The sequence below is a fragment of the Roseinatronobacter domitianus genome (assembly GCF_023336755.1).
GTDB lineage: Bacteria > Pseudomonadota > Alphaproteobacteria > Rhodobacterales > Rhodobacteraceae > Roseinatronobacter > Roseinatronobacter domitianus.
Genome location: NZ_JALZWP010000007.1, coordinates 1 through 23,977, shown reverse-complemented (window position 1 = coordinate 23,977; position 23,977 = coordinate 1). Strand labels below are relative to the sequence as shown.

Here is a 23,977-nt window from a genome sequence, read left to right as displayed (position 1 = left end):
GGGCGCATTTGCCCCAAAGAGGGCAGATGCAGGTTTTCCACCATTGGACAGGTCTTGACGACAGTGCACGTGGCGCATCGGTTGCCATGGGCAATTTCGACGGGCTGCATTTGGGCCACCGTGCGGTGATCGACTTGGCCCGGCGCACGGCTGTGCCGTTGGGCGTTGTCACGTTCGAGCCGCACCCGCGCCAATTCTTCACCCCCGAGGCGCCCCCCTTTCGCCTGATGAACGCACAGGCGCGGGCGCATCGGCTGGACATATTGGGGGTTGAACGGCTGTATGAATTGCCGTTCGACGCAAAACTCTCGGAACTTACGGCGCGTGACTTCGCAGTTCAGGTTTTGCATGACGGGCTTGGCATTCGTCATGTCGTGATCGGCGCGGATTTTTGCTTTGGCAAGGGGCGCGCGGGGACAGCGACGGATTTGCAGGCACTTGGAGCAGAGCTGGGCTTTGATGTGACCGTGGCCCAACTTGTCGCGCATGATGGCGAAGTGTTTTCTTCGACCGCCATTCGTGCTGCGCTGACAGAAGGCGACCCCCGCCACGCCGCTAGAATGCTGGGGCATTGGCACCGGATCGAAGGCCCGGTGCTACATGGCGAGAAGCGCGGACGCGCGCTGGGCTACCCAACCGCGAACATGTCGATTGAAGGGCTGCACCCCCCGCGCTTCGGGGTTTATGCAGTGCTGGTCGATGTGCTGGACGGCCCACATGCCGGGCGGCACCACGGGGTGGCATCCATGGGAGTGCGGCCAATGTTCGGGGTGAACACGCCCAATCTGGAAACCTTCCTGTTCGACTTCAAAGGTGATCTGTATGGCGCGCGCCTGTCCGTGGCGTTGGTGGACCATCTGCGCGATGAAGTCGCCTTTGAAGGGGTCGACAAGCTGATTACCCAGATGGACAAAGACAGCCTTCAGGCCCAAGAAATCCTGTCGGCTCTGTGACGATTACTTCAGGCGCTGAACCACATAAGTCGCCAAGTCCGACAGCATGGCGCGCAACGGCGTGTCGGGCAGGACAATCAGCGCTTCTTTTGCGCGCTCCGACCATTCAAGTGCCTCTGTCCGGGTGTCTTCCAGCGTGCCATGCTTGGCGATGATGGCGCAAGCCTGTTCGAAATCGCCATCCTGCTGGTCGCCCTTGGCAATGGTGCGCTGCCAGAAGGCGCGCTCTGTTTCATCGGCGCGCGCCACCGCGCGGATAACCGGCAGCGTCACTTTGCGTTCGCGGAAATCGTCGCCAATGCGCTTGCCGATCCCGTCTCCCGCGCCCCCAAAATCCAGAAAATCATCGACCATCTGAAAGCTGATGCCCAGCGCGTCGCCATAGGTGAACAGCGCGCGGACCTTGTCCTCGGAGGCACCAGCCAGCACCGCACCAGATTCGGTCGCCGCCGAAAACAGCGCCGCCGTCTTGCCCCGGATCACCCGCAGATATTGGTCTTCGGTGGTGCCCAGGTTCTGCGCTGTGGTCAGTTGCAGCACTTCGCCTTCGGCAATCGTGGCAGAGGCGTTCGACAGAATATCCAGCACCCGCAGCGATCCGCAGGCCACCATAAGCTGAAACGCGCGGGCAAACAGATAATCCCCAACCAGCACAGAGGATTTGTTATCCCACAACAAGTTAGCCGTCGCCCGCCCCCGCCGCTGAGCGCTTTCATCGACCACATCATCGTGCAAAAGCGTGGCTGTATGAATGAATTCTACCGTGGCCGCCAAATGGTGATGATGCGCGCCATCATATCCGCACAGCTCGGCAGCAGACAAAACCAACATGGGCCGGATGCGCTTGCCGCCCGCCTCGATCAAATGCGCCGTAACTTCGGGGATGCGCGGCGCGTGCTCGGATGCCATGGTCTTGCGTATAAGTGCATTGACCGCCGTCAGATCATCCGCCAAATGCGCCGCCAGCGCGTCATGGGGGCGGTCCTGCATATGTTGCGTGTCCATCCTGTGCATCCTGTCTCGACAAACCCGTCCGGGGGTTACTAAACTACGACCATGAAAGAGCTTTTACGCACAACGAACCCAACAATCATTCCGTTTGCCACAGCCTTGTTACAGGGCGAGGGTATAGAGGTGTTCAACGTGGACGTCCATATGCACACGCTCGAATCGACCTTGGGCATGATGCCGCGGCGGCTGTTGGTGCGGCGCGAAGACCATTTCATCGCAACCTCCATTCTGAGAGAGAATGGTATTCCCCTACATGACTGAGTCAAACAATGCAGAGTTGACCTGCGATGCTTTTCTGGACGGGCATGTAAAGGCATGGCAGCCGCGTGTCGGATACCGCGCGGCGACGGACCCGGTATTCCTTGCCGCTTCGATCCCTGCCCGCGCAGGACAAAGCGTGCTGGAACTGGGCTGCGGCGTTGGCGTGGCCAGCCTGTGCCTGAACGCACGCGTGCCGGGCCTTGCCCTGACCGGGGTAGAGGTTCAGGCCGATTATGCGGCCCTCGCGCAGCGCAATGCGGCTGAAAACAAGGCCCCCTTATCGGTGACACACGCGGACCTTCGCGCCCTGCCCCCGGGCATGCGCAATCAGCGATTCGACCATGTCATGGCCAACCCGCCCTATTACGCCGCCCACGGCCCCGCCGCACAGGATGCAGGCCGCGACCGCGCTTTGCGCGAAGACACACCCTTGGCCGATTGGCTGGACATCGGCCTGCGCCGGGTGCGCGACGGCGGCTATTTGACGTTCATTCACCTCACAGAGCGTCTGCCCGACCTTCTGGCTGGCCTGCAAGGCCGCGCGAGTGCCACGGTGCTGCCTTTGGCCGCGCGCGCGCACCGCCCGGCACAACGGGTGATCGTGCAGGCGCGCAAAGGCGCGCGCAGCCCCTTCAAGCTATTGCCCCCCATGATTATTCACCAAGGCGACCACCACCCCGGCGATAGCGATCATTTCACCCAAACCGTGCGTGCGATCATGCGTGATCTGGGCGCGCTGGATTTGACCGCAATGGCGCGCGGCTAGGGGATTGCCGCGCAGCCCACGACAAGGCATAGAACAGCCCATGGTCAGGCAACTCGATTACCTTACGATCCGCGAGATCTTTCGTCGTTTCCATGCGGCAGACCCGGAGCCCAAGGGCGAGCTGGACCATGTGAACGCCTATACGCTGGTCGTAGCCGTGGCGCTGTCGGCGCAGTCCACCGATGTCGGCGTGAACCGTGCCACGCGCGGTCTGTTCGCCGTGGCCGATACGCCCGAGAAGATGCTGGCGCTTGGCGAAGAGGGCGTGACCCAGCACATCAAGACCATCGGCCTGTATCGCAACAAGGCCAAGAACGTCATCAAGCTGTCGCGCATCTTGGTCGAGCACTATGGCGGCGAGGTGCCCTCTTCGCGCGCGGCGCTGCAATCGCTGCCCGGTGTGGGCCGCAAAACCGCCAATGTGGTGCTGAACATGTGGTGGCGCATGCCCGCGCAGGCCGTGGACACCCATATCTTCCGGGTCGGCAACCGCACCGGCATTTGCCCCGGCCGCAATGTCGATGTGGTCGAACGCGCGATCGAAGACCATATTCCCGCCGAATACCAACTGCACGCGCATCACTGGCTGATCCTGCATGGCCGCTACACCTGCAAGGCGCGCAAACCCGCCTGCGGCACCTGCCTGATCCGCGACCTGTGCCAATTCGAGGACAAAACCCCATGAAAACCTACCAGATTGCCGGGATCGGCAATGCGATTGTCGATGTCATCAGCACCGTGGAGGACCGCTTTCTGGAGCGGATGGATATCCATAAGGCGATCATGCAACTGATTGACCGTGACCGCGCCGCAACCCTGTTTGCAGCCATGCAGGACCGCGCGCAAGCCTCTGGCGGGTCGGTGGCCAATACGCTGGCAGGTGCGGGGGCATTGGGCCTGCGCGCGGCCTTTGTTGGCCGGGTGAATGACGACGAACTGGGCCGGTTCTACGCGCAGGATTCCGACAGGGTTGGCGCAAAATTTGTCAATGCACCAGTTGCGGGCGGCGAATTGCCGACCTCGCGCAGCATGATCTTTGTCACCCCCGATGGCGAGCGGTCCATGAACACCTATCTGGGCATGTCCGCCGAACTTGGCCCCGATGACGTGGATGAACGCGTTATGTCGGACAGCGAGATCGTTTTCCTCGAAGGCTACCTGTTCGATAAGGACAAGGGCAAAGAGGCGTTCCTGAAAGCCGCGCGCGCCTGCCGCAGCACCGGCGGCACGGCCGGGATCGCCCTGTCGGACCCGTTCTGCGTGGACCGCCACCGCGCCGATTTCCGCAAACTGGTGGCCGAAGACATGGATTATGTCATCGGCAACGAACAGGAATGGGTCTCGCTTTACGAGGCAAACGACCTTGAAGACGCGCTGGCCCAAGCCACGCAGGACTGTAATCTGATCGTTTGCACCCGTTCGGGCGACCCGGTCTGGATTATCCGCGATGGGGTGCGCGTTGAAATCCCGGTGCAGACCGTGACCCCGGTCGATGCCACCGGCGCGGGCGACCAGTTCGCCGCAGGCTTCCTGTTCGGGCTGGCCATGAAGTGCGACATGGACACCGCGGGCCGCATGGGCTGCATGGCCGCGGCAGAAGTGATCGGCCATATCGGCGCGCGCCCTAAATCCGACCTGCGCGCCGCGTTCCGCGAAGCGGGCCTGCTGAGCGACTGACCGGAATGCTTGCGCCGCCCCGCCGCTGTGCCCATATGATAGCGGATTAAATCTGACGGGGGCGCATTACGATGGGATATACAAAAACCGCCATTCTGATGGCTGCAATGACGGCGCTGTTCATGGCCGTGGGGTATGCCCTGGGCGGCGGCGCGGGCCTTCTGATCGCCTTGGTCGTCGCTGTCGGCATGAACGGGTATTCCTACTGGAATTCCGACAAAGCGGTGTTGCGCATGCATAGCGCGCAGGAATGCAACAGCCAGGTCCACCCGGACTTGGAGCGCATGGTGCATGCCTTGGCCGATGGGGCCGATATGCCGCGCCCGCGGGTTTATGTGATTAACGAGGATCAGCCCAATGCATTCGCCACCGGGCGCAACCCGGAAAATGCCGCCGTGGCTGCGACGACGGGCCTGCTGCGGCGCATGTCAAACGAAGAAGTGGCGGCGGTCATGGCGCATGAGTTGGCGCATATCCGGAATTACGACACGCTTATCATGACGATCACTGCGACCTTTGCCGGGGCCATTTCAATGCTGGCAAATTTCGCCATGTTCTTTAGCGCAGGTCGCAACCGGGGGAATATTATCGTCACGCTTCTGGTCATGATCCTTGCGCCGATGGCTGCGGCGGTGGTGCAGATGGCGATCTCACGCTCGCGCGAGTATGAGGCCGACCGCGTGGGCGCGGCAATCTGCGGCAACCCACTCTGGCTGGCTTCGGCGCTGGAGAAAATACAGGGCTTTGCCAGCCGGATTGATTATGATCGCGCCGAACAAAACCCGCAAACCGCGCATATGTTCATCATCAACCCGTTGCATGTGCACAAACGCGACAAGCTGTTTTCGACCCATCCGAATACCGAGAACCGCATCTCCGCGCTTGTGAAGCTGGCCGAAGAACAGGGAAAAAGCATGGAGCGTGGGCGCGCAAACCCTTGGGGGTGATCTGCGACCGGATTTGACCAAAAGGCGCGGCTACGCCGCAAGTATATATGTCACCCCTGCCCTTTGGGCAGGGGTTCCGGTTTTGAGTATTTAGGGCAAGATGAAGGGGGTTATTCCGCCGCGAGGCGGGTGTCTTCTGGCGTGGTCAAGGTTTCGAGATGGTCGGCGATCGCGCTGGCGATTCTGGCTTTGCCTGCGACCGGCGTGACCCCGTCCCGCCGCACCATGAGCGCGCGTTGCTCGCGGCCTTTTGTGTCCTCGCCGCGTGTGGCCACGACAAGGCTGGCGCGGTCCAGGCGTTTCGAGGCGACGCGGATCAGCTCTTCCTCGGACACGTTTTCAAGGTATTTGAACGCGACCGTGTGCATCGCCCCGCCTGCGTCCATGGCCATGTCGATCACCTTTTCGGTGGGTTCCAGCAGCAGCGGCAATTCCGCGCTGCCTGACACGATCTTGCCATCGACCACCTGTTTGGGGCGGTAATCGGCCACACCCGCCGAAAAGATGCCCGCGAACAGACCCTGTTCAGCACGCGCCACCACCATGTCGCGATACTCGTTATAGGTGCGGGCGATGCTAAGCCGCATCGGGGCCAAAGGGCGCCACGCGCCGTCACCTAGCAAAAGTTCAGCATCCGCCCCGCGCCAGGTAAGTTCCTCGGCAATGTCGGCACCCAGCCGCCCGCGAAACCGGTTGACGATGCGGCGCACCCCATCGATGGGCACAGGCGTCGGCCCTGCGGTGACAAGAATGGGTTTGCCTTTAAGCGATGAGGTTGAGAGCGCGCGGCCGACTGCCGTGCAGATCACAGTCGTATCGGGCAGGTTGTGCTTGCCGTAAGCATCGCGCGGGGCAATGAAGCGCACGCCTTGCGCGGCCAGCCGTTTGGCATTGTCCACCAGTTGCGCATTGTGCATGGAGCCGTGCATGGTGGGCGCCACCAGAACTTTTGTCCGTCCCTGTTCCATCCGGCCCAGCGCCGAGATCAAGGCGGATGTCACCAGCGTGTCGCCAATACCTTGCGCCATCTTGGCGATGGTGTTGTGCGTGGCGGGTGCCACCAGATAAGCGTCGAAGGGCGCATTGTCGGACAGGTGTTCTGCGCGCCATGTCAGCGCGTCGACGACCTGCCCAAGGCAGGCCCATTCCAGCGCCTCTCGCGCGACATAGCGCAACGCATCTGCACTGGCAAAGGCGGTCACTTCGGCCCCGTGGCGGCGCAGAGCCCGTGCGATTTGCGGGGTTTTCATGGCGGCGATTCCGCCTGTCACCAGCAATGCGACCCGTTTGCCTGCAAGCCGTGTGCTTGCAGGCGGCACGTCATGGTCGCCCATGTCGCTTGGGGTCGGCGCGGTGTAATCCCAGTCAAATTTCATGCGGTTCCCGCCTTAGCTGACACTGCGCAGATTGGCACCCAGATCAGGATGGTCTTCTGCGACCCAATTGCGCCACGATCCTTGCGCGCGGTCAAGCCGTGTATTCAGCGCTTCGAAATGCGCCGGGGTGAAACGGCTTTTCTTGCTCATTTCCGCGTTCAGATGCGGGACGACGTGAATATCGAATGGGTCCATGCCGTTCTTTTCTGCCGTCGGGCTGTAGGGTTGCCCGTCGAACAGGCGCGCCGGCAGCAGATGTGCATAGTCGGGAAAGCTTTCGAGATAGATGCCCATGCTGTCGTCATTGTAGGACGAATCGGCGGCGTGCCAGCGCCCACCCAGTTTGACGGCACCAAAATAATGCCGCACCGTCGGGCGCATCATGGCTAGCCAAGCGCTTGGCATCAGCTTGCCCAGCACCGCCATGGACATGGGCATTTCCACGAAGCCAGCTTCAAGGCCCGCTGCCCGCATCAGGGTCACTTGCAAATTGGCCTTGGTGGTGCACATGCCGTTGCCGCGCGCCAAGGTGTCCGAGGCGCGTTCCTGCCAATTGCCGAAGCGGTAGGGCATGGCCTGCACGAAGCGGAACACCGCATCCGCGGTTGCCGCTTCGCTGGTGCGGCGCAATCGGGCTGCGGTGCGCAGGATCTGCGGATGGTTCACGTCGCTGAGCGTTTCGGGATCGGGCAGATCGTCCGGCGGGATCGCGGCCTCTAGCGCCCGCCCTGCCGCAGCCAGCGCCATTTCAAGCGCAAAATGCAGGGCTTGAAGGCCCGGTCCTTGCCAGCCAACTGCACCGCGATCCAGCACCCAGACTGAGGCGGTGTCGCTTTTGACCCTGTAACACGTCCCATCCCCGATCATATGGCACCCCGGACCTTGCCAACCACTGTCGGTAATCAAAACACCCTCCAGCACGACTGTCAGCCTTTGCGGTCCGCCAAGCGTCAGGCTTTCGCCGCTGGTCAGGTGGCAAATCGAACCATGCGTGAAAATGCGAGCGGCAGCCTGCCCAAGGTAAAGCGCAAAGACACTATCATCAAAAAGCGCCAGCTCACGAGATGCGGGGCGGGCCTGCTGCAATGGTTGCAAATGCATATCTATCTCCATTTTTTCGAAAGGTCGGACCGATTCCTGTAGTAACCATGTTTAGTCTACAACCATAGGTTACATCAGCACAGATTATTTCTGCACTGTCAGGAATAATGAAAGAGAAAGAGGACTGCGCCTAAAGAGGAGACAGTTCAACGCGACCTTGCGGCGTCAGAAGCCAGACCCTGCGCCCCTCCAACACCACCGCAGATAAAGGCCCACCATAGGCGGCTGAACTGTCTATATTCAGCCGGTTGCGATAGTGGCAGGCTTGCGGCAGCGCGGTGTGACCGTGAACCACAAGCGGACCATGGTCACGCGAATCCAACAGGAACGGGTCGCGAATCCACAAAATGTCGTCTTCGGTCTGACGGTCCAGCGGCACACCGGGGCGCAGCCCGGCATGGACGAAAAGATGAGCGCCCGTGCCAATCATGCGCGGACGGGCTGCGATGAACGCCAGATCATCTTGTGGGACCAGTGCTGTGGCCTGCGCGCGGGCAAGCGTTATATCCTCCAACGCCGCCGCGTCCACGCCGTAGTTTTGCAGGGTCGCGCGCCCTCCGATCAGCGGGTGCAGATAGTCCAGCCCGGCCCGCAGGCCGGGATCACGCCAATCTGGTTTGCGGATGAAGTTCAGCAAGAGGCGGTCATGGTTTCCCATCAGCACCTGCCAGTTTTCGCCGCGCGCCACACCCTCACGCAAGTAACGCACAACACCAGGGCTGTCTGGCCCCCGGTCCACGAGGTCGCCAACATGAATGATCTCTGCGTCGGCGCAGCCATAGGCCGCACGGTCGCGCGCAATCAGGTCATGCGCGCCTTGCAACAGGTCAAGTTGCCCATGAATATCACCAATAGCGTAAACCTGCATCGCCTGCCCCAGAGAGTTTAGCGCTACCAAAACCGCAAAAGGCCCCGGCGTCAACCGAGGCCCTTGCAAGCTGATTGCAGGGATCAGTGTGTGTCAAATTCCAGCGGGCGCACCTGCTGGAACATGCCGGTGCCGCGCAAAGCGTCCAGAGCGGCTTCTGTCGGTTCCGCATCCAGATACAGCATGGCAATCGCGTCGCCACCCGCATCCTTGCGACCAAGGGTAAAGTTCGCGATGTTCACACCATTGCCCCCCAGCGTGCCGCCCAAGGTGCCGATAATACCCGGAACGTCCTTGTTGGTGGTATATAGCATATGCGCACCAACTTCGGCGTCGATATTGATGCCCTTGATCTGGATGAAACGCGGTTTGCCATCCGAGAACACGGTTCCCGCGATCGACCGCTCGCGCGTTTCTGTCACGACGGTCAGCTTGATATAGGCATCGAACACGCCCGATTTGGCCTGCGTTGTGGTCGAAATCTGGACGCCGCGCTCTTTCGCCAGCACCGGAGCCGACACCATGTTCACATCGGGGTTCGTGGCTTTCATCACCCCGGCGATGGCGGCACAGCCCAGCGCGTCGAGGTTCATTTCGGTCACGACGCCATCATAAAGGATGTTGATCGCCTTGATCGGCTCATCCGTCAACTGACCTGCAAAAGCGCCCAGATGGCCCGCCAATTTCACCCACGGCCCCATGACCCGTGCTTCCTCTGCGGTGACCGACGGCATGTTGAGCGCGTTTTGCACAGCCCCCGTCAGCAAGTAATCTGACATTTGTTCTGCGACCTGCAAGGCGACGTTTTCCTGCGCTTCGGTGGTCGATGCGCCCAGATGCGGGGTAACGACCACGTTTGGCAAGCCAAAGAGCGGGCTTTCCGTGGCAGGCTCGACCTCGAACACGTCGAAGCCGGCACCGGCGACATGGCCGGACTTGATCGCATCGGCCAAGGCCGCCTCATCGACCAGACCACCACGCGCACAGTTGATGATCCGCACGCCCTTCTTGGTCTTGGCAAGGCTTTCGGCGGACAGAATGTTGCGGGTCTTGTCAGTCAGCGGCACATGCAGGGTGATGAAATCGGCACGGGCCAGAAGCTCATCGAGGTCCACCTTGGTCACACCCAGCTTGGCCGCGCGCTCCTCGGACAGGAACGGATCGAACGCCACGACCTTCATGCGCAAGCCCCGCGCGCGGTCACAAACGATGCCGCCAATATTGCCGGCGCCGATCACGCCGAGGGTCTTGTTAAACAACTCGACACCCATGAAGCGGGATTTTTCCCATTTGCCGGCATGGGTGGATTCGTTGGCTTCCGGGATTTGCCGCGCCACGGCCATCATCAGCGAAATCGCATGTTCGGCGGTGGTGACGGAGTTGCCGAACGGCGTGTTCATCACGATCACGCCCTTTTTCGACGCGGCGGGAATGTCGACATTGTCGACCCCGATCCCGGCGCGACCGATGACCTTCAGGTTGGTCGCGGCCTCCAGCACCTTTTCGGTAGCTTTGGTGGCAGAGCGGATGGCAAGGCCGTCATATTGACCGATGACCTCTAGCAGCTTGTCTTTATCTTTGCCGATGGACGGGTCGAATGTCACGTCGATGCCGCGGTCGCGGAAAATCTGGACGGCGGTTTCGGATAGTTTGTCGGATACGAGAACTTTGGGTGCGGTCATTTTCGTTGCGCCCCGGACTTGATCCGGGGCCTCCTTGTAAGGGACATGAGAGGAGAGGTCCCGGGTCAAGCCCGGGACGGGTGTTCTTGTGGTGCCGTGAAGCGCTCAGGCGGCTGCGTCGAGTGCTGCGCGCTCGGCATGATAGGCCCAGTCGAGCCATGGCATCAGCGCTTCGATATCCGCCGTTTCCACGGTCGCCCCGCACCAGATACGCAGGCCGGCGGGCGCATCGCGGTAAGCGCCGATATCCAGTGCCACGCCTTCGGCCTCCAGCCGCTTGGCGACGGCTTTTGCAAAGGCCGCACCGTCGGTGATGCTTGGGTCCGTGAATTTCAGGCACACACTGGTGGTCGAGGCCGTCGCCGGATCTTCGGCCAGATTGGCGATCCAGTCATTCGCGGCACAGAACTTGTCGATCACGGCGGCATTGGCGTCGCAACGTGCGATCAGCGCGGAGAGCCCGCCAAGATCGCGCGCCCAGTCCAGCGCCAGCAGGTAATCTTCGACAGCCAGCATCGACGGCGTGTTGATCGTTTCACCCTTGAAAATACCGTCGATCAGCTTGCCACCTTTGGTCAGGCGGAAAATCTTGGGAAGCGGCCATGCGGGCGTGTAGCTTTCCAGCCGTTCCACGGCACGGGGGCTCAGGATCAGCATCCCATGCGCAGCTTCGCCGCCCATCACCTTTTGCCAAGAGAAGGTCACGACATCCAGCTTGTCCCAGGGCAGGTCCATCGCGAAGGCCGCAGAAGTCGCGTCGCAAATGGTCAGACCTTCGCGGTCCGCCGGGATCATGTCGCCATGCGGCATGCGCACGCCCGAGGTGGTGCCGTTCCAGGTGAACACCACGTCGGTGTTATAGTCGATGGCGGCCATATCGACGATCTGGCCGTAATCGGCTGTCTTGACCTCGGCGTCCAGCTTCAGCTGTTTCACCGCGTCCGTCACCCAGCCTGCGCCGAAGCTTTCCCAGGCGACCATCGTGGTCTTGCGTTCGCCCAGCAGCGACCACATCGCCATTTCCACGGCGCCGGTGTCGGATGCGGGAACGATGCCGATGCGGTAATCATCGGGCACGCCCAAGATTTCGCGGGTGCCATCAATGGCGGCTTTCAGCTTGGCTTTGCCCACGGCGGCACGGTGCGACCGGCCCAAGGGCGCGTCGGCAAGTTTAGCCAGATCGAATGTGGGAATTTTGGCGCAGGGGCCAGAAGAAAAGCGCGGATTGACCGGGCGCTGGGCCGGTTGAACGGGGTTCGTCATGGTATCCTTCCAGATATGTGCCCTTCGTTGGGGAAGGGTGTCCCGCTGTCGCCATTACGCCCGTTGCCGGGCTGGCGCAAGCAAAACTTTTGCTCTAAAGCGCCGCTTGAGCGCGCGAAAGCGACCCGCCCCACCGTGAGAGAGAATTGCCAATGTATGTCGTCACGCTGCTTGCAAACCCCATCGCCGCCAATCTGACCGCGGCCACAGTCGAATCGCTGCGCAACGCATGGGGCGGCGGCGTCGCGGAATGGCTGAACCCCGACATCGCCGCAGAGTTCCCCCTCGAAGAAGTGCCCGCGAATCGCTGGCAAGTCTGGGACGACCTGCAAGCGATGGGCATCGACATGGTTTTGCGCCCCGCGCATGGGCGGCGCAAGATGATGCTGCTGGCCGATATGGACAGCACCATGATCGGGCAGGAATGCATTGACGAATTGGCCGATGACGCGGGCGTCGGCGCGCATGTCGCCGGAATTACAGCCCGCGCCATGAATGGCGAGCTGGAGTTCGAGGACGCCCTGCGCGAACGGGTCGCACTCCTACTCGACCTGCCCGAGAGCGCAATCGCCAAGGTTCTTGCAGAGCGCATAACCTTCACCCCCGGCGGGCGCGAATTGATCGCCACGATGAAGGCGCATGGCGGATATGCCGCGCTTGTGTCTGGGGGGTTCACAGCATTTACTGCGCATGTCGCGGACGCACTCGGTTTCGACGAGCACCGCGCGAATACGCTGCATATCACCGATGGAAAGCTGGCAGGCACCGTCGCAGAGCCCATTCTTGGGCGCGAGGCCAAGGTCGCAGCCCTTCAGGACATCTCGGCACGGCTTGGCATTTCGCCATACGAGGTGATCGCCGTAGGCGACGGCGCGAACGACCTTGGTATGTTGGGCATGGCAGGCGCGGGCGTGGCCCTGCATGCAAAACCCAGCGTTGCCGCGCAATGCGACATCCGCATTAACCACGGTGATTTGACCGCGCTCTTGTATATTCAGGGCTACCGCGCCGATGAGTTTGTGACAGGCTAAAGATCCATGCACCCATTGCATGCACGCCAGGTTCATTCGCCGTCATGCTAAAGGCTTTGACCCTTTGTGAGCGCATGTCTTTTTGTGCAGAAGCAGTTTGCGCTTTGCGACACATACTTTAGCGCAACATTCGTCGGATCTGCGCGTCGATTCGCCGTTGGAAATGGCGCTGCAAGCCAGTCAGACGCAACTTACTGGAAATCCGCGCACCGAAAAACGGCACTGCCCCGTAATTGCGCACCCCGAAAGCCCAGGTGCCAAACTTATGCCGCAACGCCAGTCGAACGCGCCGGACACGATCGGGAGCCTGCGTCGGGGCGGCACTGGGCTGGTATCCGCGCGCTGTCATTAACGGGGCGATCTTGCCTTCAAGATCTTTGATATCTTGTGACGCGCAACCATGCACCCATTGACGCACAATCTTTGGGTTGGGCGCGGCATAGGTCGAATGCTCCGGATAGGTGAGCATCGTGCTGGAATAGGGGACGCCCAGAAAATCGCATATCCGCGCCAACTCGACTTCAGGCGCATCCATCAAAGCCTCGAAATGCAATTCGACCCAGTCCTGCGGGCGTAGCGTTTCCCTGCAGCGGTCCCACTCCAGCTCCGAGCGCACCCAATGGTCGCTGGCGTGGTAAAGTGTTCCGGCCCATCCCATGTCGACGCTGGAGCGCGCGACATCACGCGGATCGCGCAACAGGTGAACCACCCGCGTGCCGGGCAACAACTCGACCGCCAATGGCAGATCGCGGTGCATGCTGACGCAGAGCAAACCGCGCGCCTTCTTGGCCGCCAGCCTTTGCAACAAGGCATGAGTCAGGTCCAGCCCATCCAGCCCGTCTGGAATCTCGATTTGTTGGGCGCGAAACATGCGATCCGCCCGCAAGGCAGCCAGATCATAGCGCCAGCCCGTCGGCGCGTCGGGCGCGCGCCGGATGTGGTCCGTCAGAAAATCAACCTCTCCGGGGTTGTTCAGGTCGGGATGCGCATTCAGCATCAGCCGCAACAATGTCGTGCCCGACCGCAGCGCACCGAAGACGATTACCGGTGCCGCGTGTTCAGGCCAGACTTGTTCAGACCCGACCGCAATGCTTGACGGCGACGGCTGGTGTGTCACTTCAGGGTGTGGCATCGTCACGTTCAAAGAACCTTTACAACCAATACAAACGCAGCTTGCGATTATTCTTGTGAAGGGTCCAGACAAGGATAGGAAAACTATGCAGGTTCCAGACAGAATTACTGCGCTTTTGCCACAGATTACCGCGCTCCGCCGGGATTTTCACGCGCATCCGGAAATTCTGTTCGACTGCCATCGCACCAGCAGCATCGTGGCAGAGCAACTGCGCGCGATCGGCTGCGACAGCGTGGAAACAGCTATCGGACGCACCGGCGTGGTCGGGGTAATCCATGGGCGCAACGGACCGGGCCGCTGCATCGGCCTGCGCGCGGATATGGATGCGCTGCCAATCCATGAAGCAACCGGGCTGCCCTATGCGTCGGCCGAGCCGGGTAAAATGCACGCTTGCGGCCATGACGGGCACACCGCAATGTTGCTGGGTGCCGCCCAATATCTGGCCGAAACACGCGCTTTCGACGGAACCGTGGCCGTCATCTTCCAACCCGCCGAAGAAGGCGGCGGTGGCGGGCGTGAAATGTGCAAAGACGGTTTGATGGAACGGTTTGGCATTACCGAAGTTTACGGGATGCACAACTGGCCCGGCGTGCCGACCGGAACTTTCGCCATCCGCCCCGGTCCTTTCTTTGCCGCCACCGACCAATTCGAAATTGCGGTTGAAGGGCGCGGGGGCCATGCGGCGAAACCCCATCACTGCGTGGATACAACGGTTGTCGCGGCGCATATCGTTCTGGCGCTGCAAAGCATTGTCAGCCGCAACGCGGACCCAACTCAGGAAATGGTGGTCTCTGTCACGTCTTTCGCGACCGAATCGCAGGCGTTCAATGTGATCCCGCAACATGTGACCTTGCGCGGCACAATACGAACCTTATCGCCCGAGATGCGTGCTTTGGCCGAAGACCGCTTGCCCAAGCTGGCCGAATTGACCGCCCAAGCCTATGGCGCAAGCGCGTGGGTCAATTACATGCGCGGCTATCCGGTGATGGTGAATACCAGCGCGGAAACCGAATACGCTGCCGAGGCTGCGCGTGCGGTCGCCGGTGACTGTGCAGATGCGCCCCTTGTCATGGGCGGCGAGGATTTCGCCTATATGCTGGAAGAACGCCCCGGCGCGTATATCCTTGTCGGCAATGGCGACAGCGCCGATGTGCATCACCCGGAATATAATTTCAACGATGACGCCATACCAGCCGGGTGCGCCTATTGGGCGGAACTGGTCGCGCGGCGCTTGCCGTTGACCAATGCTGCCTAGCGTGGCTTTTGCGCAAAACCGGTTTCCGGTTTTGCGCGGTATGCTCTAGCCCAAAGCTGCGATCAGCGCCCGCAGGCGTGCCAGCGGGTCTTCCTCTTTCCAGATTTCTGCGCCAATGGCGAAGAAATCCGTAACCGGCGCAAGGCTCTCGATCAGTTCGGGGGTCAGCGCGCCTTCGGCGACAACGGGCACCTCGATCAGTTCAGACCACCATTCGAACAATTCGCGTTCTGCGTGGGCGCCATCGCCCAGCAGCGTCTCGCCCACCGGGCCGAAAGAGATGTAATCCGCGCCAGCCTCTCCGGCGGCCATGCCGTCGTGGCGCAGGTTCCCGCAATGCGCACCGATGATCGCATCGGCGCCCATCGTGTCACGCAATTTGCGGATGCCGGTGCCGGGGTCGGACAGGTGCACCCCGTCCAGACCAAGGCGTTCGACCATCAGCACATGATCGGCAATCACCAGCGGGATGTCGCGGGCATGCGCCAATTCGCGCAACGCATCGCCCGCGCGCAAAATCGCATCTTCGTCTTGGGTGGCCATGTGCAGACGCAGGCAAGCGACCTCCTGCGCGTCCAGAATGCGGGCCAGTTGCGGCGCGAAGCTCTCCAACTCGAAGCTGGGGGGCGTGACAAGGTAAAGCTGGGGTGTATCCTCGGCCATGGCGAGATCTTTCATGCAGGGGCTGCGCGCCTTCTAGACCGCGCGCCGCCCGGAAACAAGCGCGCCCGACTTGCGAGGGCGCTTGTGCAAGGCTATGGCAGGACAAACTCCGCTAGGACGCCGCATGACCCCTCAAGACGACGCTATTTTCGAGCAAAACACCCCGCTGATGGTGCTGGTGCGCCCGCAGATGGGGCGCAATATCGGGGCCGCAGCCCGCGCCATGCTGAATTTCGGATGCGCGCGGATGCGAGTCGTTGCACCGCGCGATGGCTGGCCGAACCCGGATGCGGTGGCGCTGGCCTCTGGCGCGTCGCCCGTGCTGGATCGCGCGGGGCTGTTCGATGACCTGCCCAGCGCCGTGGCCGATTGCGACTATGTCTATGCCACCACCGCGCGCGGGCGCGGCATTACCAAGCCGGTGCTGACGCCCGAACGCGCCATGGCCGAAGCCCGCGCGATGACAGCGGCAGGCAAGCGCGTGGCGGTGCTGTTCGGGGCGGAACGCTCTGGGCTGGAAAACGAGGACGTGGCGCGCGCCAATGCCATCATCACAGTGCCGGTGAATCCGGCCTTCTACTCTTTGAACCTGGCGCAATGCGTGTTGCTGGTGGCCTATGAATTCCTGCGCCAAACCACCGACACACCGCCAGAAGTGCACGCGATGGCAGGCACGGAATTTGCCACCGGGCTAGAGCGCGAGAAGCTGGGCGACCATGTCGAAACCCAGCTTGGTCAGACCGGGTTCTTCTTTCCCTCTGCCAAGGCCGCCAGCATGAAGCTGACCCTGCGCAACATGTGGGGTCGCCTGCCGCTAACGCGCGCCGATGTGCAGACATTGCACGGCATATTGCGGCATATGGCCCGCACCCGCGACACGGACTGACGCTTGAACAAGGCACGCGCGCGCACTAGCTTGCGCCGCACATAGCAGGAGCCCGCACATGGCCGCAAAACGCGCGATATTCCAAGAGGTCAGCGACAGCAAACAGGCACAGGCCGCACCCCAGGGGGGTGTTATCGACCGCAGCCGCAAAGGCGCGCGCGGGGCGATCCGGCTGTGGCTGATGGTGCTGTTCGCGCTGGTCTGTGTTATGATCGCCGTAGGCGGCATGACGCGGCTGACCGATAGCGGGTTGTCGATTACCGAATGGCGGCCCGTGACTGGGGCTTTGCCGCCCCTGACGGCAGAAGATTGGGCCGCTGAATTCGACAAATATCGCCAGATCGACCAATACCGCCTGATGAACCAAGGCATGAGCCTGTCGGAATTTCAGGTCATTTACTGGTGGGAATGGGGGCATCGCCAGCTTGGCCGCGTGATCGGGCTGGTCTGGGCGGTGGGCTTTCTGGCCTTCTGGCTGACCAAGCGCATCCCGACCGGCTGGACACCTCGCCTGCTGCTCTTGGGCGCATTGGGCGGCACTCAGGGGGCAATCGGCTGGTGGATGGTCGCATCTGGCCTGAATGAAGGCATGGTATCGGTTGCAAGCTACCGGCTGGCGACACATCTGGGGTTGGCCTTTGTCATCCTTGGCTTCATCGCGTGGTATACGTTCTTGCTGAACCGACCAGAGGCAGAGTTGCTGAAGGCGCGACGCGCGCGCGAAGGCAAGCTGTTCTCGCTTTCTACCGGGCTGATGCACTTCACATTCCTGCAAATCCTGCTGGGCGCGCTGGTCGCGGGCATTGACGCCGGGCGCGGCTATACCGATTGGCCGATGATGAACGGTGTGTTCTTCCCGCCAGAGGCGCTGGACATGGTCCCGATCTGGCAGAACTTCTTCGAAAACCCGGCCATGGCGCAATTCGTGCACCGGGTTGCGGGCTACTTGCTGGCCGTGTTCGCGCTGGTTGTATGGCTGCGCGGGCGTAAATCGGCGCATGGGGCCACACGATTTGCGTTCAATGCGGTGGGGCTGGTGGTGTTGGGGCAGATCATCCTTGGCATTGTGACGGTCATCTATGCCGCCCCTTGGCAGCTTGGGATTGCCCATCAGGCCACTGCCGTGCTGCTTTGGGTGCTGATTATCCGCGCGCGCCACGTGTCGCAATATCCACGTTTTGACAGCTTGCGCGGGGCAAAAGCATGAGCGCCTATGATGACCTGCGCGCGCATCTGCGCCAAACCGCCGCCTTGGGCGAAGTGGCTGGCCGCTTGGGCTGGGATCAGCAAACCGTCATGCCACGCGGTGCGAATGAGCAGCGCGCCGAGGAAATGGCAGCGATCGAAGACCTGCTGCATGCCCGCCGCACCGATCCGCGCCTGGGCGCCTTGTTGGACGCAGCCGATGCCCCTGATGAGACGGGCGCCGCTATCCTGCGAGAGGCACAGCGCGACTATCTGCGCAACATTCGCGTTCCCGCGCGTCTGGCGTCGGAATTGGCCCGCGTGACCGCGCTGGCACAAACCGCATGGGAAGACGCGCGCGCCGCCGATGACGTGGCCGCCTTTCTGCCCTGGCTGGAGCAGGTCGTCACCCTGCGCCGCGAGGAAGGCCAAGCCATCGCCCAAGGCGGTGACGCCTATGACGCGCTGATGCAGGATTATGAGCCGGGCAGTTCCGCGGCACAGGTCGGCGCGATCTTTGACCGAATGCGCCCTCGGCTGGTCGATTTGCGCGACCGTATTCTGGGCGCGCCGACACCCCCTGCCCTGCAAGGCCACTTCCCCCAAGAGGCTCAATTGCGGCTGGCAAACGACCTTGCGCGGCGCTTCGGATATGATTTCAACCGGGGTCGTATTGATCTGGCTGTGCATCCGTTTTCCAGCGGATCAGGCGCGGATGTGCGCATTACAACGCGGGTCGTCGAAAGCGATCCGTTCAACTGCCTGTATTCCACCCTGCACGAGGTGGGCCACGCCACCTATGAGCAGAATATCAGCCCCGACTATGCGTTAACCCCCTTGGGGCATGGCGTGTCGATGGGCGTGCATGAAAGCCAGAGCCGGATTTATGAAAACCAGCTTGGCCGCTCGCGTGCGTTCACAGGTTGGCTGTTTGGTGCGATGCAGGCCGAATTCGGCGCAGTGAACATTGACAGCGCAGATGCGTTTCATGCTGCCGTGAACCGCGTTCACAAGGGCTATATCCGCACCGAATCGGATGAGGTTCAGTATAATCTGCACATCATGCTACGCTTCGATCTGGAACGCGCCCTGATTGCGGGCACCCTCGCCCCCGCCGATCTGGAAGAGGCTTGGAACACCCGTTTCGCAGCCGATTTCGGGTATAAGGTTGACCGGCCCTCGAATGGGGTTTTGCAAGATGTGCATTGGTCGGTCGGGCTGTTTGGATACTTCCCCACCTATGCGCTTGGGAATATCTATGCCGGATGTCTGCACCAAGCATTGCGTGCGGATATTCCCGATCTGGACGCGCGCTTGTCCGAAGGCGATCTGGCACCCGCCACGGATTGGCTGGCCGACCGTGTGCAGCGCCATGGTGGCCTGCGCCCCTCTGTCGCAACCATCACCCACGCCTGCGGCGGCGCGCGCCCGGATGAAGCGCCGTTGCTGGCCTATCTGGACACGAAATTCGCCAATATTTATGGGTTGTGAATCCCGCGCTGGCGTCAGGCTTGGCGGCTGAGCGGCAAGATCAACCGCACCAGCAACCCGCCCAAGGCCGGGCTGTCATCCAGTTCCAGACGACCGCCATGCACGCGCATCACGTCATCCGCAATGGCCAGCCCCAGACCGACATGCGCACCGACATCCAGGTTGCGGGCGCTGTCGAGCCGGACAAAGGGTTCGCGGGCGCGCTGGCGGTCCGCAGGCGCAATGCCGGGGCCGTCATCCTCTATCGTGATGACCAGCGAAGCCGCATGCGTGAACATGGCAACACGCGCCTGTTTGCCGTAATCCAGCGCGTTGCCAAGAATGTTATCAAGCACGCGTTCCAACTGACCTTCGCGCAACCGCAGATCGCGGGGCACACCGGGCGCAACCTGCATTTCTATCTGCCGACCCGCCGCGCGATAGCGCGCCACGAGGTCGGACAAGATCGCAGAGGGATCGAACCGCCCCTCCTGCGCGTAGTTTTCTCCGCGCGAATAATCCAGGAACGAGTTCAGCAGCTTCTCGAGGTCGGTGATTTCAGCGTCAAGCGCGGCCGTATCCTCCGTTGGGTCCGACATGGACAACACCAGACGCATCCGCGTGAGCGGCGTGCGCATATCATGGCCCAGACCTGACAGCATCAGTTTGCGCTGGGAATTCTGCCGCTCGATCCGGTTGCGCATGTCGATAAAGGCCAACCCCGCTGCCCGAATTTCACGCGCGCCAGAGGCTCGAAACGGCAAGGACTGGCCACGACCATAGGCCTCTGCCGCAGCTCCAAGCCGCCTGATAGGGCGGATTTGCAAACGCAAATATTGCAGCGCCATCAGGATAAGAACCACAGAGGCCAGAAAAACGATCACCAAAAGCTGATGCGGGTTTGTCGGCGCCAAGCGATCGCGCGGAATGGAAACCTCCAGCGTGCCCGCGTCGATATCCACCCACAGGACAGCGCTATCGATTGGATCACGGCGCAGGACCGCGCCCAGATACCCCGGTGCACGCGCTTGCAACACATCCAATATCTCGCGACCTGCCAGATCATACCAAGCGGCGTGGCTGGCGGGTATGCGCGGCGCGTCCTCAAGGATCTGCACCTGCAAACCCAAAGCTGAGGCAAGCCCCGTCCCGGTCGCAAATGCCGTGCGTTCACCCGGCGCAGCATCGGCCTGTTCAATCACCACGCCCACGGCCTGCAACACGGTTTCAGTCATCTGCTGTGTAACGCGTTCATAATGCCGCTGCACAAAGACAATCGACAGGACAATCTGGATGACGATGATCGGCACCACCAAAATCAACACTGCACGCCCGAAAAAACTGCGGGGCAAAAAGGATTTGAGCTGTGCTTTCACGGTGGCTCCGTTCATCATATGCGTGCTAGCTTATACGCTATACAGCGTCATCGCACCGGGGTAATTTCGGCCCATGACCCTGATTGCCCAGCTTGACCGCGACCTGACCCTCATCCGCGCTGAAAACCCGTCCCCCATGACGGCAGACGGAACCAACAGCTATATTCTGGGCGCAACCGAAGTCACCGTCATCGACCCCGGCCCGGACGATCCCGCGCACCTAGCACAGTTGCTGGACACGATAGGACCGCGGCGTGTGACCAGCATCCTCGTGACGCATAGTCATATGGACCATTCGCCATTGGCTCCGCGATTATCCGCCGCGACCGGCGCACCAATTCTGGCCTATGGCGACAGCCGGGCGGGCCGAACCGCGCAGATGAACGCGCTGGCCGACCGTGCGGATATCGGCGGTGGCGAGGGTGTGGACCATGGGTTCAAACCCCATGTCAGCCTGCAAGACGGGCAAAGCATGCCGCTTGGCTCCGAAGCCGTGACCGCGCTTTGGACCCCCGGCCATATGGGGAATCACATGTGTTTCCTATGGCGGGACCACCTGTTTACCGGCGATCATGTCATGGGCTGGGCGCCCTCGCTTGTGTCGCCCCCGGATGGCGATATGGGCAGCTACATGCGATCGCTTGCCCAGTTGCAGGGGGTTGAAGCCCGGCTCTTCCATCCGGGACACGGCGCGATCATCGAGCAACCGCGCGCGCGGCTTGCCGAACTTGTTGCCCATCGCCGCGCACGCGAAGACGCTATATTGCGTGAGTTGGACCAAGGACGGGCCGATATCGCCACCCTGGTGACGAAAATCTATAACGCCACGCCATCGGCTCTGCATAAGGCCGCTGCCCGCAATGTCTTTGCCCACCTCGCGGACCTGCACGCCCGCGCCGAAGTAACCGCAACCCCGGAGCTGTGTCCGAGGGCCATTTTCACCCGCATGAGCGCAAGATGAGAAAATCTTCAAAATCCCACTGGACGCTCTGAAACGCAGTTGCTATAGCGCGGTCATGGTCCGGCGTAGCTCAGCGGTAGAGCAGTTGACTGTTAATCAATTGGTCGTAGGTTCGATCCCTACCGCCGGAGCCAATATTTTCCTAAGTATCTGATCTCATTAGCGTTCCCCTTCGGGGGTCCGTTACTGTGACACCAGACTGTGACACCGCTGCGGCGGTGAAAAGCGCGTCGGTCTCCCATTCGGAGCCCGAAGATGACCGCTCTTCCTCATCTCACCCGCCGAGACGGCGTTTATTACTGGCGACGCAAGGTCCGCCCTCAATCCACAACTATCTGCGACCTTAGGGTGTCTTTGCGTACCACAGACCGGGTTCGTGCGACTATATTATCCCGTGTGTTAAGCGCGGAGAGTGAGCCGATGATCGCGGCCCTTGAACAGGATAGAATTACACTGGCTGAGGCACGGCAGTATTTGCAGCATGTGGTGAAAACCCATGTGACGGCACAGCATGACCTACGAGGGGATCTCCGATTCCGATACGGATCGCCGCCCTGCGAAATTGAACGCCAGATTGTCTCGGGCACGAAGGAGGCTTGGGACATTCTGGCGGAACAAGGGATCGGCGCGACGATCTCGGACCGGGTCGAGCAAGAGATGATGGCCGCAGGCCGTACGCGTGCCGAGGTGGCCATGCTCCGGCTGGTCTTGGATTCCAACTTCGGGCCCATCTTGCGGAGCCATGTCGGCGCAGATCACCGTGCAGCGGTATTTGAAGAGGTGAATGGTCGTCGGATCAATGGACCTCGTGAACAGGCCCAACTGCTCGAACTTCACATTGAGGGAATGCGCGCAGCCATGGCCGTGGAGGCGATACCGCCTGCGCGGTCACTGGCGTCCGAAGTATTGAGTCAGTTCGACCCGGCCCGGGGGGTGTTTTCTTCCGAAGGGCAGCGAACAGACGCGCCGCGGCCAGACGCTGCTGGTGCCCTACCGGGCATGGCGGTGCTTCAGCCGGTGGAGGTCCCGAACCTTCAAGTTGAGGTCCCAATGCCCGAACCTGCGTCCCTTCAGCTTGACCCTTCTATCGATGCTGTGATCGCGCGCATGCTGGAGTTCAAGCGAAACGCCGAGGAGGGGTTGGAGGACAAGACAGCGCGCCAATATAAAGCTTTTGGTACGCTTCTTCAGCGGGTTACCGGGAAAACAGATATCCGGACCCTGCTTCAGCCAGATTTCGTACATTTCCGCTCGACATTGTACAAGCTACCAAAATCGTTCGGAAAATCCCCCTTGGATCACACCCTGCCGCTGGAAACGATCCTAGCGAAGGCCGCAACGCTCCCAAAAGACAAGGTGGGCCTGTCCGTCGGAACGGTCAATCGGTACGTCGACCACGCAAGCGCCCTCGTTGCTGCCGCCAAGTCCGAAGGTTTCGAACTTCATCCCAGGCTGGACCCCAGCAGCCTCAGACGAAAAGAAAAGGTACGTCAACGTGACAAAAAGAGGACTTTCATGCTGAATGAACTGAAGAGGCTATTCGTCCATCGTTACTGGACTGACTCTGGTTCGGGCCGCAGCCTGCCCCCGCTCGACGTGCGCCGGACCAGCGGGCTGTATTGGGTGCCCCTTATTGCCGCATATACGGGCATGCGGCGTGAAGAAATCGCCGGGATCGGGGTGGACTACATCCGTGAAGAGGATGGTGTCGTCTTCTTCGATATCATGGAAACCGACGACCGTCGCCTCAAGACCGTCGCCTCAAGACGGCGGGTACCTGTGCACAACGATCTGATTGACCTCGGTCTCCTTGATGTTGTTGGTGCCGCAAAGGTTCGCGGAGGCGGCCTTCTGTTTCCGGATCTCCGTGAGCCGGCCTCCAAGATCCTCGGGCGCAAGGTTGGTCGGCATATGTCGAAACTCGTTCAGGAAATCTGGGCGGAAGCAGGTGACGGGCTGTCGGTGCAGAGCATCAGACATTATGTCGGGAGTGTCATGAACTTTGTGTATCTGGTCTGGCCCATGCGGGTTTCAGATACGGTTACGCATTGAAGCGATCCTCGAACATTATGGCGAAATGGTTGCGGGCGGCAAACCATTCCCGGACATTTCG

22 protein-coding genes and 1 tRNA gene are annotated in these 23,977 nt (G+C 61.2%); 14 read left to right on the top strand and 9 right to left on the bottom strand.

Annotated elements, in window-relative coordinates; all coding sequences use genetic code 11:
• The first annotated feature begins 26 nt into the window (after positions 1-26).
• A complete protein-coding gene (locus M3N55_RS08520) occupies positions 27-953 on the top strand; it encodes a bifunctional riboflavin kinase/FAD synthetase (RefSeq protein ID WP_249058106.1) in 927 nt (308 codons plus the stop codon).
• Between the two features lie 3 nt (positions 954-956).
• Here the strand turns inward: M3N55_RS08520 and M3N55_RS08515 are convergent, their stop codons facing one another.
• On the bottom strand, positions 957-1,958 hold the full coding sequence (locus M3N55_RS08515) for a polyprenyl synthetase family protein (RefSeq protein ID WP_249058105.1): 1,002 nt from the start codon (positions 1,956-1,958) through the stop codon (positions 957-959).
• Positions 1,959-2,009: 51 nt separating this feature from the next.
• On the opposite strand from M3N55_RS08515, the gene M3N55_RS08510 reads away from it, so the two are divergent.
• From M3N55_RS08510 to htpX, 5 genes are all read left to right on the top strand, one after another.
• Positions 2,010-2,225, top strand: coding sequence for a putative signal transducing protein (locus tag M3N55_RS08510; protein ID WP_249058104.1), 216 nt, complete (start codon positions 2,010-2,012; stop codon positions 2,223-2,225).
• On the top strand, positions 2,218-2,991 hold the full coding sequence (locus M3N55_RS08505) for a tRNA1(Val) (adenine(37)-N6)-methyltransferase (RefSeq protein WP_249058103.1): 774 nt from the start codon (positions 2,218-2,220) through the stop codon (positions 2,989-2,991). Before M3N55_RS08510 ends, M3N55_RS08505 begins: the two co-directional genes overlap by 8 nt.
• A 40-nt stretch (positions 2,992-3,031) precedes the next feature.
• Positions 3,032-3,676, top strand: a complete 645-nt coding sequence (nth, locus tag M3N55_RS08500) for an endonuclease III (protein WP_249058102.1) — start codon at positions 3,032-3,034, stop codon at positions 3,674-3,676.
• Complete coding sequence (locus M3N55_RS08495) at positions 3,673-4,668, top strand: adenosine kinase (RefSeq protein WP_249058101.1); 996 nt, start codon at positions 3,673-3,675, stop codon at positions 4,666-4,668. Before nth ends, M3N55_RS08495 begins: the two co-directional genes overlap by 4 nt.
• A gap of 71 nt (positions 4,669-4,739) precedes the next feature.
• Positions 4,740-5,615, top strand: a complete 876-nt coding sequence (gene htpX / locus M3N55_RS08490) for a zinc metalloprotease HtpX (protein WP_249058100.1) — start codon at positions 4,740-4,742, stop codon at positions 5,613-5,615.
• A 110-nt stretch (positions 5,616-5,725) separates the two neighbouring features.
• Here htpX and M3N55_RS08485 read toward each other — a convergent pair whose 3' ends face one another.
• From M3N55_RS08485 to M3N55_RS08465, 5 genes are all read right to left on the bottom strand, one after another.
• A complete protein-coding gene (locus tag M3N55_RS08485; protein WP_249058099.1) occupies positions 5,726-6,991 on the bottom strand; it encodes a flavoprotein in 1,266 nt (421 codons plus the stop codon).
• Positions 6,992-7,003: 12 nt separating this feature from the next.
• Complete coding sequence (locus M3N55_RS08480) at positions 7,004-8,092, bottom strand: transglutaminase family protein (RefSeq protein ID WP_249058098.1); 1,089 nt, start codon at positions 8,090-8,092, stop codon at positions 7,004-7,006.
• A gap of 130 nt (positions 8,093-8,222) precedes the next feature.
• Positions 8,223-8,960, bottom strand: a complete 738-nt coding sequence (locus M3N55_RS08475) for a metallophosphoesterase (protein ID WP_249058097.1) — start codon at positions 8,958-8,960, stop codon at positions 8,223-8,225.
• A gap of 83 nt (positions 8,961-9,043) precedes the next feature.
• Positions 9,044-10,642 carry a phosphoglycerate dehydrogenase gene (gene serA / locus M3N55_RS08470; protein ID WP_249058096.1) on the bottom strand — a complete coding sequence of 533 codons (1,599 nt, stop codon included), beginning with the start codon at positions 10,640-10,642 and terminating at the stop codon, positions 9,044-9,046.
• Positions 10,643-10,747: 105 nt separating this feature from the next.
• The gene (locus tag M3N55_RS08465; protein WP_249058095.1) at positions 10,748-11,905 is read right to left on the bottom strand and encodes a phosphoserine transaminase; all 1,158 of its coding nucleotides are present in this window, start codon (positions 11,903-11,905) and stop codon (positions 10,748-10,750) included.
• Positions 11,906-12,057: 152 nt separating this feature from the next.
• Between M3N55_RS08465 and serB the strand changes: the two genes are divergently transcribed.
• Positions 12,058-12,936: a phosphoserine phosphatase SerB gene (gene serB, locus M3N55_RS08460; RefSeq protein WP_249058094.1), complete on the top strand. Its 879-nt coding sequence runs from the start codon at positions 12,058-12,060 to the stop codon at positions 12,934-12,936.
• A 118-nt stretch (positions 12,937-13,054) separates the two neighbouring features.
• Here serB and M3N55_RS08455 read toward each other — a convergent pair whose 3' ends face one another.
• On the bottom strand, positions 13,055-14,068 hold the full coding sequence (locus tag M3N55_RS08455) for a sulfotransferase family protein (protein ID WP_249058262.1): 1,014 nt from the start codon (positions 14,066-14,068) through the stop codon (positions 13,055-13,057).
• 85 nt (positions 14,069-14,153) lie between these two features.
• Here M3N55_RS08455 and M3N55_RS08450 point away from each other — a divergent pair, with 85 nt between their 5' ends.
• Entirely contained in the window at positions 14,154-15,323 is a 1,170-nt protein-coding gene (locus tag M3N55_RS08450) for a M20 aminoacylase family protein (protein WP_249058093.1), read from the top strand.
• Between the two features lie 45 nt (positions 15,324-15,368).
• On the opposite strand, the gene M3N55_RS08445 is transcribed toward M3N55_RS08450, so the two are convergent.
• Entirely contained in the window at positions 15,369-15,986 is a 618-nt protein-coding gene (locus tag M3N55_RS08445; protein ID WP_249058261.1) for a thiamine phosphate synthase, read from the bottom strand.
• 124 nt (positions 15,987-16,110) lie between these two features.
• On the opposite strand from M3N55_RS08445, the gene M3N55_RS08440 reads away from it, so the two are divergent.
• From M3N55_RS08440 to M3N55_RS08430, 3 genes are read left to right on the top strand one after another with little or no spacing between them, the layout of a single operon-like run.
• Positions 16,111-16,872: an RNA methyltransferase gene (locus M3N55_RS08440; RefSeq protein ID WP_249058092.1), complete on the top strand. Its 762-nt coding sequence runs from the start codon at positions 16,111-16,113 to the stop codon at positions 16,870-16,872.
• Positions 16,873-16,930: 58 nt separating this feature from the next.
• A complete protein-coding gene (gene ctaA, locus M3N55_RS08435; RefSeq protein ID WP_249058091.1) occupies positions 16,931-18,079 on the top strand; it encodes a heme A synthase in 1,149 nt (382 codons plus the stop codon).
• Positions 18,076-19,548 (top strand): carboxypeptidase M32, encoded by a 1,473-nt coding sequence (locus M3N55_RS08430; RefSeq protein WP_249058090.1) that lies wholly within the window; start codon positions 18,076-18,078, stop codon positions 19,546-19,548. Before ctaA ends, M3N55_RS08430 begins: the two co-directional genes overlap by 4 nt.
• A gap of 14 nt (positions 19,549-19,562) precedes the next feature.
• Here M3N55_RS08430 and M3N55_RS16765 read toward each other — a convergent pair whose 3' ends face one another.
• Positions 19,563-20,903 carry an ATP-binding protein gene (locus tag M3N55_RS16765; protein ID WP_249058089.1) on the bottom strand — a complete coding sequence of 447 codons (1,341 nt, stop codon included), beginning with the start codon at positions 20,901-20,903 and terminating at the stop codon, positions 19,563-19,565.
• A 73-nt stretch (positions 20,904-20,976) separates the two neighbouring features.
• Between M3N55_RS16765 and M3N55_RS08420 the strand changes: the two genes are divergently transcribed.
• From M3N55_RS08420 to M3N55_RS08410, 3 genes are all read left to right on the top strand, one after another.
• On the top strand, positions 20,977-21,864 hold the full coding sequence (locus M3N55_RS08420; RefSeq protein ID WP_249058088.1) for an MBL fold metallo-hydrolase: 888 nt from the start codon (positions 20,977-20,979) through the stop codon (positions 21,862-21,864).
• Between the two features lie 59 nt (positions 21,865-21,923).
• Positions 21,924-21,998: transfer RNA gene (locus M3N55_RS08415), tRNA-Asn, on the top strand.
• A gap of 286 nt (positions 21,999-22,284) precedes the next feature.
• Positions 22,285-23,916: a site-specific integrase gene (locus tag M3N55_RS08410; protein ID WP_249058087.1), complete on the top strand. Its 1,632-nt coding sequence runs from the start codon at positions 22,285-22,287 to the stop codon at positions 23,914-23,916.
• Positions 23,917-23,977: the final 61 nt, after the last annotated feature.